Source organism: Pseudomonas sp. NPDC090233, from assembly GCF_044772285.1.
Lineage (GTDB): Bacteria > Pseudomonadota > Gammaproteobacteria > Pseudomonadales > Pseudomonadaceae > Aquipseudomonas.
In genome coordinates, this window is sequence record NZ_JBIVYQ010000001.1 from 205441 (window position 1) to 224190 (window position 18750).

18 protein-coding genes are annotated in these 18750 nt (G+C 62.9%); 10 read left to right on the forward strand and 8 right to left on the reverse strand.

The genetic code is table 11. The features are described from left to right. Positions 1 to 5 precede the first annotated feature (5 nt). The 4 genes from ACIQUF_RS01210 to ACIQUF_RS01225 all read left to right on the forward strand — a co-directional run bounded on the left by ACIQUF_RS01210 (position 6) and on the right by ACIQUF_RS01225 (position 2076). Entirely contained in the window at positions 6 to 983 is a 978-nt protein-coding gene (locus ACIQUF_RS01210) for a hypothetical protein (protein WP_403127124.1), read from the forward strand. After that, positions 980 to 1360, forward strand: coding sequence for a hypothetical protein (locus tag ACIQUF_RS01215; RefSeq protein WP_403127127.1), 381 nt, complete (start codon positions 980 to 982; stop codon positions 1358 to 1360). The genes ACIQUF_RS01210 and ACIQUF_RS01215 overlap by 4 nt, the downstream gene beginning before the upstream one ends. A 10-nt stretch (positions 1361 to 1370) precedes the next feature. Next, positions 1371 to 1736: a hypothetical protein gene (locus ACIQUF_RS01220; protein WP_403127130.1), complete on the forward strand. Its 366-nt coding sequence runs from the start codon at positions 1371 to 1373 to the stop codon at positions 1734 to 1736. A 145-nt stretch (positions 1737 to 1881) separates the two neighbouring features. Beyond that, the gene (locus ACIQUF_RS01225; RefSeq protein ID WP_403127133.1) at positions 1882 to 2076 is read left to right on the forward strand and encodes a hypothetical protein; all 195 of its coding nucleotides are present in this window, start codon (positions 1882 to 1884) and stop codon (positions 2074 to 2076) included. 264 nt (positions 2077 to 2340) lie between these two features. Here ACIQUF_RS01225 and ACIQUF_RS01230 read toward each other — a convergent pair whose 3' ends face one another. The 5 genes from ACIQUF_RS01230 to ACIQUF_RS01250 form a co-directional block, all read right to left on the reverse strand. Next, the gene (locus ACIQUF_RS01230; protein WP_403127136.1) at positions 2341 to 3450 is read right to left on the reverse strand and encodes a 5'-nucleotidase; all 1110 of its coding nucleotides are present in this window, start codon (positions 3448 to 3450) and stop codon (positions 2341 to 2343) included. Positions 3451 to 3540: 90 nt separating this feature from the next. Continuing rightward, complete coding sequence (locus ACIQUF_RS01235) at positions 3541 to 3837, reverse strand: YceK/YidQ family lipoprotein (RefSeq protein ID WP_403127139.1); 297 nt, start codon at positions 3835 to 3837, stop codon at positions 3541 to 3543. Between the two features lie 14 nt (positions 3838 to 3851). After that, positions 3852 to 6296, reverse strand: a complete 2445-nt coding sequence (locus ACIQUF_RS01240) for an alpha/beta hydrolase (RefSeq protein ID WP_403127142.1) — start codon at positions 6294 to 6296, stop codon at positions 3852 to 3854. Between the two features lie 9 nt (positions 6297 to 6305). Next, positions 6306 to 7748 (reverse strand): TIGR01777 family oxidoreductase, encoded by a 1443-nt coding sequence (locus ACIQUF_RS01245; protein WP_403127144.1) that lies wholly within the window; start codon positions 7746 to 7748, stop codon positions 6306 to 6308. Then, the gene (locus ACIQUF_RS01250; protein ID WP_403127147.1) at positions 7741 to 8226 is read right to left on the reverse strand and encodes a cell division protein; all 486 of its coding nucleotides are present in this window, start codon (positions 8224 to 8226) and stop codon (positions 7741 to 7743) included. Before ACIQUF_RS01250 ends, ACIQUF_RS01245 begins: the two co-directional genes overlap by 8 nt. Before the next feature lie 135 nt (positions 8227 to 8361). Between ACIQUF_RS01250 and adhP the strand changes: the two genes are divergently transcribed. After that, a complete protein-coding gene (gene adhP / locus ACIQUF_RS01255) occupies positions 8362 to 9372 on the forward strand; it encodes an alcohol dehydrogenase AdhP (protein WP_403127150.1) in 1011 nt (336 codons plus the stop codon). 84 nt (positions 9373 to 9456) lie between these two features. Here adhP and ACIQUF_RS01260 read toward each other — a convergent pair whose 3' ends face one another. After that, positions 9457 to 10638, reverse strand: a complete 1182-nt coding sequence (locus ACIQUF_RS01260; RefSeq protein WP_403127153.1) for an MFS transporter — start codon at positions 10636 to 10638, stop codon at positions 9457 to 9459. A 115-nt stretch (positions 10639 to 10753) separates the two neighbouring features. On the opposite strand from ACIQUF_RS01260, the gene ACIQUF_RS01265 reads away from it, so the two are divergent. Further along, a complete protein-coding gene (locus tag ACIQUF_RS01265) occupies positions 10754 to 11695 on the forward strand; it encodes a LysR family transcriptional regulator (RefSeq protein WP_403127156.1) in 942 nt (313 codons plus the stop codon). Here ACIQUF_RS01265 and ACIQUF_RS01270 read toward each other — a convergent pair. Then, on the reverse strand, positions 11677 to 12447 hold the full coding sequence (locus tag ACIQUF_RS01270) for an SDR family NAD(P)-dependent oxidoreductase (protein WP_403127161.1): 771 nt from the start codon (positions 12445 to 12447) through the stop codon (positions 11677 to 11679). The genes ACIQUF_RS01265 and ACIQUF_RS01270 overlap by 19 nt on opposite strands. A gap of 88 nt (positions 12448 to 12535) precedes the next feature. Beyond that, entirely contained in the window at positions 12536 to 13453 is a 918-nt protein-coding gene (locus ACIQUF_RS01275) for a LysR family transcriptional regulator (RefSeq protein WP_403127164.1), read from the reverse strand. A 95-nt stretch (positions 13454 to 13548) separates the two neighbouring features. Between ACIQUF_RS01275 and ACIQUF_RS01280 the strand changes: the two genes are divergently transcribed. The 4 genes from ACIQUF_RS01280 to ACIQUF_RS01295 all read left to right on the forward strand — a co-directional run bounded on the left by ACIQUF_RS01280 (position 13549) and on the right by ACIQUF_RS01295 (position 18726). Further along, positions 13549 to 14724, forward strand: coding sequence for an MFS transporter (locus tag ACIQUF_RS01280; protein WP_403127167.1), 1176 nt, complete (start codon positions 13549 to 13551; stop codon positions 14722 to 14724). Positions 14725 to 14810: 86 nt separating this feature from the next. Further along, positions 14811 to 15320, forward strand: coding sequence for a sigma-70 family RNA polymerase sigma factor (locus ACIQUF_RS01285; RefSeq protein WP_403127170.1), 510 nt, complete (start codon positions 14811 to 14813; stop codon positions 15318 to 15320). Beyond that, on the forward strand, positions 15320 to 16264 hold the full coding sequence (locus ACIQUF_RS01290) for a FecR domain-containing protein (RefSeq protein ID WP_403127173.1): 945 nt from the start codon (positions 15320 to 15322) through the stop codon (positions 16262 to 16264). The genes ACIQUF_RS01285 and ACIQUF_RS01290 overlap by 1 nt, the downstream gene beginning before the upstream one ends. Before the next feature lie 65 nt (positions 16265 to 16329). Next, a complete protein-coding gene (locus ACIQUF_RS01295; RefSeq protein ID WP_403127175.1) occupies positions 16330 to 18726 on the forward strand; it encodes a TonB-dependent siderophore receptor in 2397 nt (798 codons plus the stop codon). Positions 18727 to 18750 lie beyond the last annotated feature (24 nt).

Consider the following 18750-nt stretch of genomic DNA (forward strand, 5'->3'; position numbering starts at 1 on the left):
ATGCTATGTCTGAAGCACGTAGCTTCATCAACCCGAGGACCCAGTCTTACCAGTCGCTGAAAGCCGCCACACCGGTGTCGGGACACGGTAAGGGCAAGTTCGATGTCTTGAACGCGCACATCGCCAACAGCGTGGTGATGGCTGGCGAGTTGGTGATCGTGGGCGACGCCGATACGCCGTCTTGCACCAGCCAAGAAGCGTTTCTGATGGCCAAGGCTGCGCAGGCACATGGGGGCCTGTTGACTAGCGGGGTGGAGGCAGACGATTTCTTCCTGGAACACTTCGAGTTGCTACAGAGCCTGCTAGCCAACGCCTCGATGGGGGCGGGTGCGGCCAGCGAGGGGTGGAGCAAGGATCTGGAGCAGATCAAGGCCACACTTGAGGATATCGAGAAACTACACCGTGATTACTTGAGACCCGGCACCCTGAGTGCCCGCGACACATTTTACGCCAAGCGTACCGCGTTGTTCATGAAACTGGAGAAGCAACTGGGGAACATTGCCGCATACGGCTCAGGGTTACGTAATCAGGGGAAGATCAAACAGGCACTGGGGATTTCCACGCGAAGCTATTTGCATCATGGTGAAATTGCGGGCTATGCCGACAAAGTGTCCGGCGTTGCCAAAGCGTCCAATCTGGTGAAAAAGGGCACCTACATCGGTACGGCGCTGGATGTGGCAGCAACTGGCTTGTCGATTCACAAGGCCTGCACGACGGGCCGAGAGGACCAGTGCCAGCGCGTCAAATATGTGGAGAGCTCTTCTTTGATCGGTAGCCTCGCGGGAGGCGGTATAGGAGGGCATTTGGGCGGTATGGCTGGCACGGGTGTTTGTGTAATGGTTCTCGGGATTAGCACTGGTGGCCCTGGCGCACTGGCTTGCGCGGTGGTGGGCGGGGCTGTGGGCGGTAAGATTGGGGGTGACTTCGGTGGTGAACGAGGAGCGTTAATGGGTGACTTGTTATATCGCGAGGTAGCGGAATGAATCAAATCGACCCAGGGTTGGTCGCGTTACTTATTATCGCCCCGATGGTGTTGCTTATTATTGTTCAGTGTTACGTTGCACACAAATATACAGAGCGCTTAGAGGCCATGCTGACGAACTGTAGTTTTGTAATTGGCAATAAGCAGACGTTTCAGCACGCGGGACTGCTGGGTAAGGTTATGCGTACGGGGTTGATTTCAGTGATGCTGGCTGTTCCGAAGCTATTCCGGCGCAGAGGGTTGATCGACGTCGACGAAGTGCAACGCTTTCCGCCACGATTGAAGGGGGTACTAGTCGGCCTGTTGAGCATCGAGATCGTGTTGTTTGCAGCGTTGGTTGTTTCCCATAACGCGCAGCCTGTACACGCTGTGTACTAAGATCGACACTGTGAATGAAATTCACCCTGGTCTAATTGTGTTGCTGATCATTGCCCCCATGCTGCTGGCCATGGTCGCCCAGTGCTACATCGCACATAAATACACTGAGCGCTTTGAGTCCTTTCTCAAGCATTGTGTTTTCGTGACCAGCAATAAAGAGACATTCAAACAGGCAGGTCTCCTGGGCAAGGTAATGCGCACAGGGTTGATCTCCATGATGCTGGCTGTACCGAGGGTCTTTGTGCGCAGGCGTTTAATTGACCTAGACGAAGTTGAGCGCTTCCCGCCGTATTTGAGACGGCTGTTGGTGAGCCTGTTAGGCATCCACATCGTTTTGCTCACCGCTCTGGCCATTTTCAATCAAGTACAAAGCTGAAACTAAACGTACAGCAGCAGAAATAGTACTCCTGTCGAACGCCATCGGTCGCTGCCGGGGCACTCCTGACCGCCGGCAATCCTCTGAGTTGGTAGGCGCAGAAGCACTGCGCTTCGCTGACCCCCCGAGCCTGAGGGATGCTTCGATGAACAGTTATTACACAGCACAAGGCGGCAGCAATCGAGATCTGCCTGCTTCACCTGATCCGGTGGTGGATCCAGATCACCCCACGGTACCTGACCCAGATGATGACCCGCTGATGAACGAAGAGCAGGGCGGGGATGGGGGCGGGAGTGAGAATACCGATCAGGGTAGCCAGAAGGTGCCCGGAGAACGATGATGGCGCGCCTCTAATCTATCTATCCACACCCCTGAGGGAGCGGCTTCAGCCGCGAACACCGGCTAAGCCGGTGCCATGCACCGCGTCGCCTGCTTCGCGGCTGATGCCGCTTGTGCCTACAAGAGGCCCAGGCACAGGTGTAAAGATAGGTAAAAGTGCACGCAGGCCAAGCCGCCGCGGACCTAGAATCCGCACGCTGCCCAACCTGGCATCAGGCAGGCGGCAGATCTTGGCTTTTGGAGCGTTTTGATGAAGTTGAAACAGTTAGTTCGCGCAGCGCTCGTCGCCGCTTTGGTATCCACCTTGTCGGGTTGCTGGATGTTCATGCCGCCCGATGGTGGTGGTGGTGGTGGCGGCGGGCATGGTGGCTTCGGCATGGGTGGCCACGGCGGCGGGCCTCGCTGATCGGTCTTCCCGCCCGAGCAAGGACGCTCCATCGACACTCAGCGCTCGGTTCGCCACCCCAAACGGCACATGCACCATCGGCAAATCCCCCGCCGCCGACGTCAGGTGCGTGCGCTGATCATCAAAGAACATATGCGGCTTGAGAATCGACAGCACCCGGTCCTTCTCCATCCCGCCGAGAAAGAACGACTCATCCGGCGAAACCCCCCAGTTCTTAAGCGTCGTCACTACTCGCTCATGCGAAGGCGCATTGCGCGCGGTGACGATGGCGATGCGCAGGATGCGCTGGTACGCCGGGTCTTCGGCCAGCTTGCGATCTTCGAGCTGGCGGATCAGCGAGAGCTTGCGATACAGGTCTGCCAGCGGCCCGGGCTGGTGTGGGATGGCCTTGTGCGCATGTTCATGGGCCTGGAATTCATTCAGGTCCTGGCGCTGCTTGTACACGCTTTCCGCCTCGTCATCGGCGATCACCCCATCGAAGTCGAAAGCCACCCGCAGTTCGGTGTCGATCTCGTCGTCGTAGATCTTGCTCGGCAGCACCAGGCCGGCGGGGTAGTCGGCGTCGATGGCCCGCTGCACATCGCCTTCGTGGGCGCTGAGGAACAGCGACGCGTTGAAGGCAGGGATGTACTCGTAGGGTGAGCGGCCAGACATGAAGGCCGCGCGGGTGATATCCAGGCCGTAGTGGTCGATTGAGCGGAACACCCGCAGGCCGGTTTCGGGTGAGTTGCGCGAGAGCAGCACCACTTCCACCGGCAACTGCTCCGGGAAAGCTTTGTTGATGCTCAGAAACCGGCGGATGAAGGGAAAGGCGACACCCTTGGGGAATGGCACATCGAGGTTGGCTTCCTGATGCAGGCGATAAGCCTCGACCCCCTCGGACTGGTAGATATCGTCGGAGACGGTCAGGTCGAACAAGGCACTGGAGGCAACGCCGACGACGAGTTTATGTTCGATGGGGTAGGGCATGGCAAGCGGTCCTGAAGCAAAAAAGGCGCAGCGACCATGATAGGGCAGCTGCCGCCATACTGAACGACAATCCTTCGCGCACGGGCTGCCCTACATCACGTGGATTGTGCCATCCACATTGCATTCGCGATGGTCCCCACCCATATCCTCGGGGAGAAAAGCCGTCAGGTCGTATGGCAGCAACACCGTATCCAGCGCGAAGGAGAAGGGCGTATCGATCAGGAAAACCCAGCCCCCGGTACCGCCATTCTGCATGGCAAAGTTCCAGCCAAAACGTGTGCCCGGGTACACACAGCGCTCACCATCCATATGAGCCACCAGGCTCCAACAGCCGCTGACCATCAGTGCCAGTGTCAGCACGGCGCTTCTGGCAATCCATCGCATCATTGAAAATCCTTCCATCAATCAGCCTCTTCGATCAACCGCAACTCGCCGTCCCGGTACTCCACCGCGCGGCCAAGCCACGCCCGGTTCACCTGTGGCAGCACCGCCGAAGGCTTGCGCAGCTCGCGCAACAACGTCGAACCATGCGACAGCCGCCCACCCATGCGCGCAATCACGGCTTGCGCAGCCTGGTAGTGGGCATGGCGGCCGGGGTCGAGGGTGTCTTCCAGGAGGATGTCCTGGCCAAGGATGCCTTGCACTTGGCCCGGGTAGATCATGAAGCCGGCGGCTTGTTCGCTGCCCTGGCTGCCGTCCTGCCAGAAGCTGCCGTCGCGGCTGCGTACATCGGGATGCGCGGCAAACCACTGGCCGCGCTCGGTAACCGGCATGGCGTGGTGGACGCGGAAGAAAATCCGCATCAGGTTATCGCGGTACCACTCGCGTACCTGCAGGTAGTAACCGCGCAGGCCTGGCAGGCCGAAGCGGTGCGCTAGGCTGACGTGGCGCGGCCATGCCGGCAGTGTTTGCAGAGGCAACTCTGTCGGTGCCGGACGCTCGGTGCCGGGGTCGGTCTCCCAAGGCAAGCGGTGTGGGCAGTGCTCCAGGTCGTCGTACGCAGTCGCGGGCCGGCCCAGCCATGCTCCACCACTGCTGGCTAGCGCTGTGGCGATGCACAGGTTGCCCTGCACCACGAAGACATAGAAACGGCTGAACCAATCGGCCAGTTGCTGGCCATCGGCACCCGCGGCTTGCAGTTGCGCCAGTTCTTCATCAAAACGTTGCAGGCCAGGGGCCAGGGCCTGCAGGTGACTGCGGGCGGCCCGCTGCATGCGCCATAGACGCGGCAACGAGCGCAGCAGGCGCAACGGGCGCCAGGGCAGGGTAGGCGTGGCGCCGCCGACTTCGCCGGCATAGCTGGCGGCCGAAATGCCCCAGTCGGCCAGGCGCGCGAGGAACAGGTCGTTGTTGATGTAGGAGGCGCCGCCGAACACGGCGGTGAAGGGTTCGTTGTCCTGCAGTACGCGGCTGTCCCAGCGCGCCATGATTGCCGGGATGCTGGCGGCGGCGCGGCGCTGGGCGTACTCGACGAAGCGGCTGGGCTGAGGCGGCAGGATTTCGGCGATGTTGGCCGAGGTTAGATGCCGACGCCAGCCATGCTCGCTGATCGGGCGGTATTGCAGCAGCCAAAGTTGCTGACCGTCCCAGGCCCATTCGATATCGCCGGGGACGTAGTGGAAGACCTTCAGCACCGCTTGCAGGAAGTCCCACACGGCAGTGGCTGTCAGGCCATGCAAGTCGGCAAACTGGCCGTTTTGCCAGGCTGTGCCCAGGCGTGAAAGCGTCGCGCGGTGCGGGGTGGCCTGGCCGTCAGCCAGGGCTTCCAGGTGGCCTTCGATCCATTCCAGTTCCACGCAAAGGTGGCGTACGAAGGCGATGCCGGACACCGTCGGCTTGATGAAGCGCTGCACCACCACTTCTTCGACACCGGACGCACGCAGCGCGTTGACGCGGTCGACGACGGCGTCGCTGGGCACGCGCAGGTACGTGGTGCTGAGGCCGGCATTGGCGGCATCGGCCTGGTCTTCGGCGTAGCTGGAGGAGCGCACGGCCCACAGGGTATCCGGCGCCGAGGCCAGCAGCAGGGGGAGGCGTGTGTCGCTGCTGTCGCTCAGGTTCAGGGCTTCGGGTACCGGTTGGCCGGCCAGTGCCGCGAGCTGCAGGCGGCCGCCTTTGGTATGGGCGACGAAACCCTGTGCGCCCGATTCCAGCCAAGTGGCGAAATCGGCTGGCGCATCGATCCAGGGGTAGTGTCCCCAGCCGGGTCGCAAGTTGATGCGCAGGTCGGCGCGGGCGAGGATCGCCGACCACGCGGCAGCCTGGGCGATGCCCAGCATTCGATCCTGGTCACCCCATACCAGCTCGACCGGGTCAGTGACCCACTCCAGCAGTGGCAGTGCGGTGTCGGCGCGCAGCTGTTCCCAGGAGGGTACGAACGCTCGGCAGCGGGCGTAGCCCGCACCCATGCGCTGGTATTGGGCGGGTGTCCAGCGCTGGCTGGAAAATTTGCGGGCGAACCACTGTGGACGATGACTGAGCAGCCAATGGATGGTCTTGCGCAACGGCAGCGGCGACATCAGTGCCGGCAGCCGGCGTTGCCAGAGAAAAGCACCGACCGGCGCCAGCAGTACGCTGCGGCTGAAATGCCCGGGTCGGCGTTGCAACGCATGCAGCACGATCAATGCGCTGACGCCCACGGCCATGATCGCGTGGCCACGCCCGGTCATGCTCAGCAGGGCCTGCGCGTACTCATCCAGGCTGTCGCAGGGCGGCAGCGGGTTGTCGCCGAAGCCGGGCAGTTCCAGCGTCCGCACCTGGTAATGCCTGAAGTGCGGCAGCGCATCGTCCCACCAGTCGGCGGCGCTGCCATTGCCGGCCAGCAGGTATAACAACGGCTTGCTCATCGTTGTTCCTCAGGCCAGGTCGCGCAGCGCGCTGTCCAGGGTTGGGTAGCGGAAGCGGTAGCCTGCCTGTTGCAGCCGGCTCGGTATTACCCGTTGTCCTTCAAAAAACAACTCGGCCATTTCGCCAGCCAGGGCACGCACTGGAGCGGCTGGCACGTGCAGCCACACAGGGCGCTTGAGCAGTTGGCCAGCGGTTTGCGCGAAGGTGCCCTGGCTGACCGGCTCGGGGGCGACCAGATTGTAGGTGCCGCGCATGTCTCTGTCGGCGATGGCACGCGCCATCACGGCCAGCACATCGTCACGGTGCACCCAGCTCATGACCTGCTGGCCGTCACCCATACGACCACCCAGGCCCAGGCGGAACGGCATCAACAGTGGGGTCAGCGCACCGCCAGGGCCGAACACCACGCCCAGGCGCAGCACCACCTGGCGCGCGCCGAGCGTACTCGCCGGGCTGGCCGCCGCCTCCCAGCGTGCGCACAGTTCGGCCATGAAACCCTCACCCTTGCTGGCGCTTTCATCCAGTTGCAGGCTGCTGTCACGCACGCCGTAATAGCCGATGGCCGAGGCCTGGATCCACAATGCCGGTTTGTGCCGAGCCTGGGTCATCCAGCGCAGCAGCGCTTCGGTGGTGCCCACCCGGCTGGCCAGCAATTGGGCCTGGCGGCGCGCAGTCCAGCGCGGCCCTGCAACCGGGGCGCCGGCCAGGTTAATCACCACGTCGAAGCGTTCGTCATGGCCGAGCTTGTCGAGGCTGCGCAGGCAGCGCGCGCGGCCGTCGAACAGGTAGGCGGCGCGCAGTGGATCGCGGGCCAGTACGCTGACGCTGTGGCCGGCGTCGAGCAGTTGGTTGACCAGCGTCTCGCCGATAAAACCGGTGCCGCCGGTGACCAGCACCTGCTTATAGGCGCCACCGGCAAACGGATTGACCGGCTGCCCCTGGCGTTGCAGGCGCAGGCTGGCCAGCGCATCGCGGATACCGGACGCAGTCACGCCCAGCGCGAACAGCGTCAGCAACCAGCCGCGCCAGCCGAGGTCGATGGCGACCAGGCCGCTGGGCAGGCTCGCCCATTGCAGCAGCTGCAGGCCGTACAAGGCGAAGAAGGCCCCGGCGTTGATCGCCAGCACAGTGTGCATGATGCGCTCGATCGCCGGCAGCTTGCGGCTGCGGTCCTCGACCACGAAGTCCCACAGCGTCAGGCCGATTTCCAGGGTGAATACCACCGCCACGATAATCGCCCAGACGCCCTGGAAGGCCACATGGGCGATGCCCAAAAACAGCACGCCGTAGCAGCACGAGCGCACGGCGTGAATCGCCAGTTCCAGCCGTGCGCCATGGCGCCGAGGCAGGGCTACCGTCAGTTCATGGTGGTAGAGGGTGTCCAGCGCGCCAAGCAACCCTTGAATCAGCAGCAGGTTGAGGGCCCAGGTCAGGATCGGCAGTTCAGCCACGTTCGAGTCCTTTCAAAGTGGAGGTGGGGCGGTCGTGGCGGTACAGCCACAGTAGCGGTGGCAACAGGGCGAGCAACGCCAGGCCGTCGATGACCAGGTGCGACCACATGCCCGCCTGCAGCGACAGCAGCATGTCCTGCGGTGCCCACAGCACGATGCCGAACGCCAGCCATGCCCAGGCGTTGTGGCTGCGTAGCCGGTCACCCAGGTGGATCAGGCCGAGCATGTACAGCGAGTAGCTTTGCAAGGTGGCGCCAAACAGCGCCAACCACCAGACCTGTTGCTCGCGGGCGGCCGCTGGCGCCGCCTGGCCCCAGAAGGCCTGCTCGACACTCAATTGATAGCTGCCCAGCAGTGGGCTATGGCCGGCCCAGGTCAGGCACAGGGCAACCAGCAGATGGGTAAGCGCTGCGGCCTGCAGCCAGCGCACCAGCGTCTGGCGTGTGGCGGGTCGCGGGGTAGAAGAGGGGGAGGGCATTCCTTGTCCTGTCGGCTTCCTTGACGGCGGGCAGTGTACCTTGATTTGCCCTGACCTGAAGCAATCCCTCGCGCACATCCGCCGCTATGCTGAAGCCTTCGACTCACCTCACTCAGGTAAACAAGGAGGCATCCCATGAAAGCTGCTGTTGTTGCCAAAGGGCGTCGCGTGGACGTGGTGGACAAGACCCTGCGCCCACTAGCCCACGGTGAAGCGTTGCTGAAGATGCAGTGCTGTGGCGTCTGCCACACCGACCTGCACGTCAAGAATGGCGATTTCGGTGACAAGACCGGCGTGACCCTCGGCCACGAAGGCATTGGTGTGGTGGTGGAAGTCGGGCCGGGTGTTACCTCGCTCAAACCGGGCGACCGGGCCAGCGTGGCGTGGTTCTTCCAGGGCTGTGGGCACTGCGAGTACTGCAACAGCGGGAACGAGACGCTGTGCCGCGAGGTGAAGAACTCCGGTTACACGGTGGACGGCGGCATGGCCGAAGAGTGCATCGTGGTAGCGGACTACGCGGTAAAAGTGCCGGACGGGCTCGATTCCGCGGCTGCCAGCAGCATTACCTGCGCGGGGGTGACGACGTACAAGGCGATCAAGTCGTCCAACATCCGCCCCGGGCAGTGGATCGCCATCTATGGTTTGGGCGGGCTGGGGAATCTGGCGCTGCAGTATGCGAAGAATGTCTTCAATGCACGGGTCATCGCCATTGATGTCAATGATGAGCAACTGGCTTTCGCCCGTGAGATGGGGGCCGACCTGGTGGTCAATGCGCGCAGTGAAGAGGTGGCCAAGGTCATCCAGGCCAAGACCGGAGGTGCACACGCGGCAGTGGTCACGGCAGTGTCGAAGAGCGCCTTCAATTCTGCGGTGGATGCACTGCGTGCCGGTGGGCGGCTGGTTGCTGTCGGCCTGCCACCGGAAGCCATGAGCCTGGACATTCCCCGGTTGGTGCTCGACGGCATCGAAGTGATCGGTTCGTTGGTCGGTACCCGGCAGGATCTCGCTGAAGCTTTCGAGTTTGCCGCGCAAGGCAAGGTGGTGCCGAAGGTGACGCTGCGGCCGATCGAAGATATCAACGACATTTTTGAAGAAATGCTGGAAGGGAAGATCAAAGGCCGGATGGTGATCAATTTTGCCGACTGACGTGTGAACGCAATACCGCCGGTGGCACCGGCGAAACCGGTGCCACCTAACGCGTCGCCTGAGTCGCGTCCACGGTCGCTCAAGTCACTTGCAAACCATCAGCACCAACGCAAGTACCGTCGCCAGCGCCGCAATCACTGCGCCTACCCCGCCGAGCGATGCAAGGCCCATATGCTCGATGGTCGTCCCACCAATCGCAGCACCGATACCAATTCCGCCGTTGGCCGCCGATACATTCAGCGTCCCAGCCAGCGCCTGGGCCTTGCTGCCTGCGCTCATCACCCGCACTTGGCACACCGGGAACAACGCGGTATAGGCGATACCCCATGCCCCAAGCGCCACCAACAGCAACCACAGAGTATCGATTGCCGGTGCTACGCAGGCCATCCCGGCACCCAGTAACGCCAACAGCAGCACGGTCGCCCCAAGCGGGCTGCGGTCAACCAGTCGGCCGCCGAGGGCATTGCCCAGCATGCCGACTGCGCCAAAGCCCATCAACCACCAGCCCACCTGCGCGCTCGGAACGTGAGCGAGGCGCTCCAGAATGTCGGCCAGGTAGGTGTAGGCGCTGAACATTGCCGTGAACACCACGACCGACAGCAGCACGTGCAGGAGGAATTTCGGGTCTTGCAGAATGACGGACTGGCGCTCCCCTGCAGCCCGTTTCGGGGCACTCGGCAGCGACGGCATGAACATCCACATCAGCAAGGCAATGACCAGGCACAGCCCAGCGATCAGCATGAACGTGGCTCGCCAGCCGACTGTGGTGGCCGCCAGTGTGCCAAGGGGAATGCCGAACACGAAGGCCGCCGTGATGCCCATGTACACCTGGGCCACCGCCTTGCCTTCATTGCCTTTACCCGCCAACTGAGCGGCTGATTCACTGGCCGTGCCCCAGAACACGGGGAGCAAGGCCGCTGCCAGAATGCGCGAGAACGCCATTGTCCAGAAGTTCGTGGCCACAGCAGACAGGCCATTGGAAACGGCAAAGATCAGCACGATGGCCAAAAACAGTTTCTTGCGATCCCAATGCGAGATCGCGGCGGTAAGGAATGGCCCCACCAGCATCACGGTGAAGGCAAACACAGTCACCAGTTGGCCGGCTTTGGCGATGCTGATATCCAACTCACGCGCGAGCCCCGGCAAGATGCCGAGAATGATGAATTCGGTAGTCAGCACAGCGAATGCAGCGATCGTGAGGATCAGAATGCTGCTGCCTGCCTGGGCATCTGCCGTACCCGACGAGGGCGCAGTGGTGGCCTGCATGAGGGTGTACTCCAAACATTGAAATAAGGACGCGAGAGTACCTTGGAATAAAATGATCATCTGCGGCATTTAGGCAATAATTGCCAGGAATAAAATTCCATAATGGGTGTGCAGGGTGCATAACGAACAACGCCTGAAAGGGCTGGCGGTTTTCATTTGCGTGGCAGAGGCGGGCAGCTTTACGGCGGCTGCCGAACGCATGCACTTGACCACCTCCGCCATCAGCAAGAGCGTCGCGCGGCTGGAGCAGCGGTTGCAGGCCAGGCTGTTCGAGCGCAGCACACGCCGCCTTGCGTTGACCGACGCCGGACGCAACTACTACCGAACCTGCAAGGGCATCATGGCCGACCTCGACGAAGCCGAGATGGAGATGCACAGTGACCAGACCGAACCGCGCGGCCGCCTGCGCATCGATCTACCCGCCTCGTATGGCAAGCTCCGCGTCCTTCCGCTGCTGATCGACTTCATTGCTGAGCACACGCTGCTGTTGCCGCACATCACCCTTACAGACCGCTTCGTCGATCAGGTCGAGGACGATATCGACATTCTGGTGCGTATCGGTGGCCCGGATATTTGGCCCAATGGCGTGGAGCGCCGGCTGATCGGTGTGCAGCGGCAGATATTCTGCGCCACGCCCGACTACCTGAAGCGGCACGGCGAGCCCCGTTCGGAGCGTGAGCTGCACGAGCACGGCTGCGTGCTCTACGGCAGAACAGACGGTGGTGTCTACCCGTTGCACTTTCCCGGCGCGCAGGCCGAGGGCAGCGAGCAACGTGTGGTGGCGGGCCGCATAGCCATTGGCAATGCCGAGGGGCAACTGGCGATGGTGCTCGCAGGCTTGGGCATCGCCCAACTGCCGACCTGGCTGGTTCAGGAGCAGCTCGACGCTGGCACGCTGGTGCCTATCCTGCCAGGCCTCACCACGCGCGGGTTGCCCATCCACGTCGCCTGGCTCACCAGCCGGCAGTCGCTGCCAAAAGTGCAGGCGTTGGTTGATGTGATCTGTAACAGCTTAAGCGCAGAAGGAGGGCTGCATGGTTACCAAGGGATCGGCTGACCGTCCCATGCCCAGAAGTTACCGCTATCCGCCGCGCCATGACGAGCGACCTGCTCAAGCATGCACTGCGCGGCATAGGCAGGTTGGAACAATTGCTCGACCGGCACGTTTGCCTGAAATGGCGCTGAAAGCCGAGTATCGGTAGTGCCAGGGTGCAGCAATAGCACCGTGGAAGCAGGGTTGAGACGTTTGAGCTCGATGCTGGCGGTACGCATCAACTGGTTCAAGGCTGCCTTGCTTGCGCGATAGCTGTACCAGCCGCCCAAGCGGTTGTCGCCGATGGAGCCCACTCTCGCCGACAGTGCAGCGAAGGTGCAGGGTTGCTTGCGTAACAACGGCAACAGGTGTTTGAGCAACAGGATCGGCGCGAATGCATTGGTGGAAAAAGTGGCCTGCATGCGTTCCAGGTCGAGTTGCGCCAAGGCCTTTTCGGCCTTGGCGCCGTCCTGCTGCAGAATGCCCAAGGTGCTGATCACCAAATGAAGGTTTGCACACTGGTGGCCGACCTCGCGGGCGAGTTCGGCAAGCGATTGTTCGCGCCGGGCATCGCAATCGAACGCTACCAGACGTCCTCCATGGGCTGCAGCGAGTGTGGCCAAGGCAACGCTAGCGCTGGCTTGGCGCGACACGGCCCAGACCGTTGCCACATCATCGCGTGCCAATAGTGCTTCGCAGAGGGCCAGACCGATGCCTTGGCTGGCGCCACAGACGAGTACATTTGCCGGGTGCTGCAGATTGGCGATCAGCGTCATCGTGAAACCGCTATCCGGACAGAAGTATGAATGAGCAGTGTGCCGTTCGCCCTGCATTACTGGGAGGTCGTGCGGCTTCAGACGTTCACTATGGATGATTGGCGCCAAAGGGCCAGCCCTGATGGTGCTGCACCAGAAAGTCCACGAATACCCGCACCCGCGCCGGCATCGCCGGGCCGCCCACGAACACGGCATGGATTGGCTCCCTGTCACCCGGATTGTAGGCCTCCAGCAGCGGTATCAGCTCGCCGCTTTCAAGTTCATCGGCAACCGTGAAGGTGCCGATGCGCGCAATACCGGCCCCAATCTTGGCCAGTTGCGCCAGGGCCTCACCGCTGCTGCATTCGATAGTGCCGGCCACCTTCAGTGAAAAGGCCTGCCCGTTGCGAAGAAACGGCCACTCGGACACCGCACGGCGGAAGTTGAAGCGCAGGCAGTTGTGCCGTGCGAGGTCTTCCGGTTGCTCGGGTGTACCGCAACGCTCAAGGTACGCCGGCGAGGCAACGATCACTTCGCCAGTGTCGCCGATGAAGCGCGCACTCAGGGAGCTGTCGGGCAGGTGGCCGAAACGCAAGGCGACATCTGCCTGGCCGCCGAGGATGTCGGTGACTTCATCACTCAGCGTCAGGTCGACCAGCACCTGCGGATACCGCGCACTGAACGCAGCCACCAGCGGCACCACCGTCTGGCGGCCGTGGCCTAGGGCGGCGCTCACCCTCAGCCGTCCCCTCGGTACGCCCTGATCGGTGATGGCTTCTTCGACTTCGAGCATGTCCGCCAGGATGCGTCGGGCGCCGCGCAAATACGCGTCGCCCTCGGCCGTGAGGGTGATCGCCCGGGTGGTGCGCAACAGCAGGCGGGTGCCCAGGCGCTGTTCGGTGCGCGCGATGATCCGGCTGACGGCCGAAGGGGTCAGACCCAGCGCTCGGGCTGCGGCCGACAGGCTGCCTTCGTCCACCACCTTGGCAAAAACCTCCATCTCACCGGACCGGCCGTTGTATTCCATTTGTGCCTCTTGCGCAAAGGTGGTTTCCAGAAACGCCATCTAGTGCTTCGAAGGCTCGAATCGTAGCATTCCGGGCACAGATTAGGAGCTTCCCCATGCGTATCAATCCACCTCTCGTCGCACTCGCAGTCGGTGCCTTTGGCATCGGCGTCACCGAGTTCGCGCCCATGGGCATGTTGCCCAGTATCGCCGCCGATCTCGGTGTGTCGATTCCCGCCGCCGGGCTGTTGGTCAGTGCTTACGCGATCGGCGTGCTGATCGGTGCACCGTTGATGACCTTGGCCACCGGCAAGATTCCGCGGCGTTACCTGTTGATCGGGCTGATGGCGATTTTCACCCTGGGCAACCTGATGTCGGCGCTGGCCACCGATTACCAGAGCCTGCTCATCGCCCGGGTGGTGACCTCGCTCAACCACGGCGCATTCTTTGGTGTCGGCTCGATCGTAGCGGCCAGCGTGGTGCCCCCGGAAAAACGCGCGGGTGCCGTGGCGGCGATGTTCATGGGGCTGACAATCGCCACCATCGGCGGCGTGCCGTTGGCCACCTGGTTCGGTGAACTGATGGGTTGGCGCACGGCATTCTGGGGCATTGCCGGCCTTGGCCTGCTGACAATGGTCGCACTGTGGTTCGCCTTGCCTGAGCTGAAGCTGCCTGCGAGCAATGGCGCGCTGGCCGAGATCCGCGTCCTGACGCGCGGGCCGGTGCTGTCGGCGCTGGCGCTGACGGTGGTCGGCTCCAGTGCGATGTTCACCGTATTCACCTACATCGCGCCGATCCTGCGCAGTGAATCGGGGGCCTCCACTACGTTCATCACCGCCATGTTGGTGCTATTCGGTGTCGGCCTGACCTTGGGTAACGTGTGGGGTGGCAAAGCGGCGGATCGCTCGGTCGACCGTACGTTGATGGTCTCGCTGGCGATGCTGATCGCGGTGTTGCTGGTGTTCCCACTGGTACTGGACTGGCCGCTGCCGACTGCCGTGGCCATTCTGGTCTGGGGCGCGGCCAGTTTCGCCCTGGTACCGCCGCTGCAGATGCGGGTGATGGAGACTGCCAAAGATGCACCCAACCTGGCGTCAGCAGTGAACATTGGCGCGTTCAACCTCGGCAACGCCATCGGCGCTGCACTGGGTGGCGCGGTGATAAATGCAGGCCTGGGCTACTCGGCGATTTCGCTGGCCGGGGCGATGATGGCGGGGGTTGGGCTGTTGATGACCGTGATTTGGCGTACACGGCCGCAGGTGCATGCGTTGAGTCGCAGTCTGTCGCAGTGACTTGACGCCTGCTGCACAAACCGCTTGGACCTGGGCTGCGGCGTAAATTAGAATCACTTCTATTTGCGCCACTTCAGGGCTTTCCCATGATCGAAGCCGCCACACCCCCGGAGCACAGCCTGCCTACCCTGTATCGCGAGCACCGTGGCTGGCTGGAGGCCTGGTTGCGCCGGCGCATGGGCAATGCCTGGGATGCGGCCGACCTGAGCCAGGACACCTTCCTCAAAGTGCTGGCCAGTGCCCAGCCACTGGCTGAAATCCGCGAGCCGCGTGCCTATCTGTTGACCGTCGGCAAGCGACTGCTGAGCAATTTCCACAAACGCCGCAGCCTGGAGCAGGCCTATCTGGACGCCTTGGCACAATTGCCTGAACAAAGCCTGCCGTCCCCGGAGCAGCGTTGGATTCTGCTGGAAACCCTGCAAGCACTCGACGAATTACTCGACGGCTTGAAAGCCCCAGTGCGCAAGGCGTTTCTCTGGAGCCAGCTGGAAGGCCTGGGCTACTGCGAAATCGCCAAACGTCTCAATGTCTCCGAGCGCACCGTCAAACGCTACATGGCGCAGGCGTACGAGCACTGCCTGTTGGCGGATCTGTAATGCCAGCGCATTCCCCTGATGCGCGCGAAGTGGTGCGCGCGGCAGCGCGCTGGCTGGCGCTGCTCGATTCTGGCACGGCCAGCGAAGGCGAGCTGCAGCGTTTGCAGCAGTGGCGCGCCAGCAGCAGCCAGCACGAAAGTGCCTGGCAAAAGGCGCTGTTGCTGCGCCAGCGTTTTGCCCAGTTGCCGGGCGGGCTGGCCATGGCCACGCTGGACCGCCCGGATGTCGGCCGTCGTGCACTGCTCAAGCAAGCGCTGGGTGTGGCGGCTTTGGTCCCCGCCACCTGGTTAATTGGCCGGCAGATGCCATTGGATGTGTGGACCGCCGACCTGCACACCGCTGTGGGTGAGCGCAGGCGACTGCAATTGAGCGACGGCACGGCCTTGCAGTTGAACACCGACAGTGCAGTCAACATCGATCTGGCTGCGCGACGGCTGACGCTGGTACGCGGCGAGGTGGCCGTCACCGTCCCCAACGGCTTGGACATTTCCGTGCAGGTGCCTTTCGGTCAGGTCACGGTCAGCGCTGCCGAGGTCTGCGTGCGTCTGTTCGATCAGGCTTGCCAGGTGTCGGTGCTCAACGGCATGGCTACCCTGAAACCGCTGCGAGGTTCTACCTTGGCGCTGGCGGCGGGGCAGCAGGCCAACCTGCAGGCCGCAGGCATTGGCCCGGTCACTGCTTCGGATGATGGGCTGCTGGGGTGGCGCGACGGGGTGCTGAGGCTCGACGATCGGCCACTGGGCGACCTGTTGAGAGAGTTGCGCAGGTACCGAGCCGGGCTTTTGCGCTGGGAGCCGGCCCTGGAAACCCTACGTGTCACCGGCACCTTCCGCCTCGACGACACGGACCGCGTGCTATCGCTGCTGGCAGCCAGCCTGCCGTTGGAGGTGCATGCGCGCACCCGTTACTGGGTCACGTTGGCTGCGCGAGAAAATCGCGCGTGAGGCTGTCCCCTTTTTTCCACTCGCCGGTCATTAGCAGTAGGAAAAAATAACGGGAGCCTTGTTCGATGCCTGCAGTACTGCCTTGCCGCCCACGCCCCTGGATGCACCTGGGGTTCACCTTGAGCCTGCTGATGAGTTCACCCGCCTGGGCCGATGACCTGGCCCGGCGTGCCTATCAGGTGCCCGCCGGCACCCTGGGCGCCGTGCTTACCCGGTTTGCCGACCAGGCCGGCGTCAGCCTTTCGCTAGACCCGGCACTGCTCAATGGCCGGCAAAGTGCTGGCTTGTCCGGCAGCTTCAGCGTAGCGGAGGGCTTCATGCAGTTACTGCAGGGCAGTGGCCTGCAGTTGCAGCAGGTAGGCGAGGGGACCTACACCCTGGTGCCAGCGCCACAGGGCGCCGCTGCGCTGGAAATCGCCCCGACCAGCATCATTGGCACCCAGGCGCTGGGCAGCGAAGCACAGCCCTACGCCGGCGGTCAGGTCGCGCGCCAGGGTTCGCAAGGTTTGCTGGGTTCACGTGACTTCATGGACACGCCCTTCAGCATGACCACCTACACCAGCGACCTGGTCAAGAACCAGCAGGCTCGCACCTTGGGCGACCTGATCGCCAGCGACCCCTCGGTGCGTGCGACCAATCCGGCGGGTGGGCGCTTCGAGCAGTTCACCATTCGCGGTTTCAGCCTGTTCAACAGCGACGTTGCCTACAACGGCCTGTACGGCATCCTGCCCACCTATTCCATCGACATGGAAATGGCCGACCGGGTCGACATCATCAAAGGGCCAAGCCAGCTGATCAACGGCATCTCGCCGCGTGGCAGCGTGGGCGGCGGCATCAATGTGGTGCCCAAGCGCGCGGGTGACAAGCCCATCACCGAATTTACCGGCAGCTACGCTTCGAATAGCCAGGTGGGCGGTGCGGTGGATGTTGGTCGGCGCTTTGGCGAGGGCGACCAGTTCGGGGTGCGCTTCAACGGTGTGAAGCAATCCGGCGACACCGAATGGGATCACCAGCGCGTCGAGCGCGAGATGGCCGTGCTGGGCCTGGATTTTCGCGGCGAGCGCCTGCGGCTTTCGGCCGACCTCGGCCACACCGAGCGCGACACCGACGCCCCGCAGGAGCGGGTGTTGGTCGGTGCCAACGCCAAGGTACCGAACGCCGACGACGTACGCCGCAACTACGCCCAGGCCTGGAGCCAGGCACGCACCAACGACATCTTCGGCGCGCTGAACGCCGAGTACGACATCAGCGATTCGCTGCTGGCCTACGGCGCGGTCGGGGCGCGCAAGAGCAACCATGACTTTCTGCGACACAACGTTTCGATCATCAACGATGCCGGCGATTTCACCGTCCAGCCGCGCGACTTCACCCGCGATGAAAGCGTACGCACCGCAATGGCGGGGCTGCGCAACTGGTTCCATACCGGGCCGGTCAGCCATGAGCTGAACCTGGCCGCCACGTACTTCTACATGGACTTCGAAAACGGCGGCGCGCGCTATGCCTCGGCGCCCAGCAACCTCTACAACCCCGTCGCGACACCAACGCCCGGCACCCCGACGCGGATCGACCCCAAGGTCTACACGGAAAACCGCTTCACCGGGCTGGCGCTGGCCGACACCCTGGGGTTCTTCCACGACCGCCTGCTGCTGACACTCGGTGCCCGCTGGCAGCGGGTGCAGGTGGATGACTGGAGCAATGGCATCAAGGGCGACACGGCCTATGACGAGGAAAAGGTGTCACCCTCGGGCGGCGTGCTGCTCAAGGTCACCGATCAGATCTCGCTCTACGCCAACTACATGGAAGGCCTGAGCCAGGGCAAGATTGCACCCTCGACGTCGGTCAACGAAGACCAGATCTTCCCGCCGTTCACCAGCCGCCAGGTCGAGGTCGGGGCCAAGTACGACCTGGGTCGCGTCGCCTTTACCGCCAGCGCGTTTCGCATTCGCCAGCCGGCCTATGAAACCAACGCCCGGTCACGCGTGTTCGGCCCCAACGGCAAGCGTGACAACCGAGGGATCGAGCTCAGCGTGTTCGGCGAGCCGCTCACCGGCGTTCGCCTGTTGGGTGGGGTGATGTACATCGACAGTAAACTGACCGATACCGTAGGCGGCACCTTCGATGGCAACCGCGCCCCGGCAACGCCGGAGTACAACGTGAACCTCGGCGCTGAATGGGATGTGCCCGGGTTGGGCGGGCTGACCTTGACGGCGCGGGGTATTCACTCCAGCTCGCAATACCTGGATCAGGACAACAGCAAGCAGATCGATGGTTGGGAGCGCTTCGACCTTGGCGCTCGCTATGCCTTCAATCTCGATGCCACCAAGGTCACGTTGCGCGCCAGTGTCGAGAACGTGCTGAATGAGCGTTACTGGGCTTCGGCCGGGGCGTCGGATGACAGCGAACCGGGGCTGACCTTGTCTACGCCCCGGACTTGGCTATTGTCGGCGACCGTTGGATTTTGACCAGGGCTTGCCATTGCGCCCCTA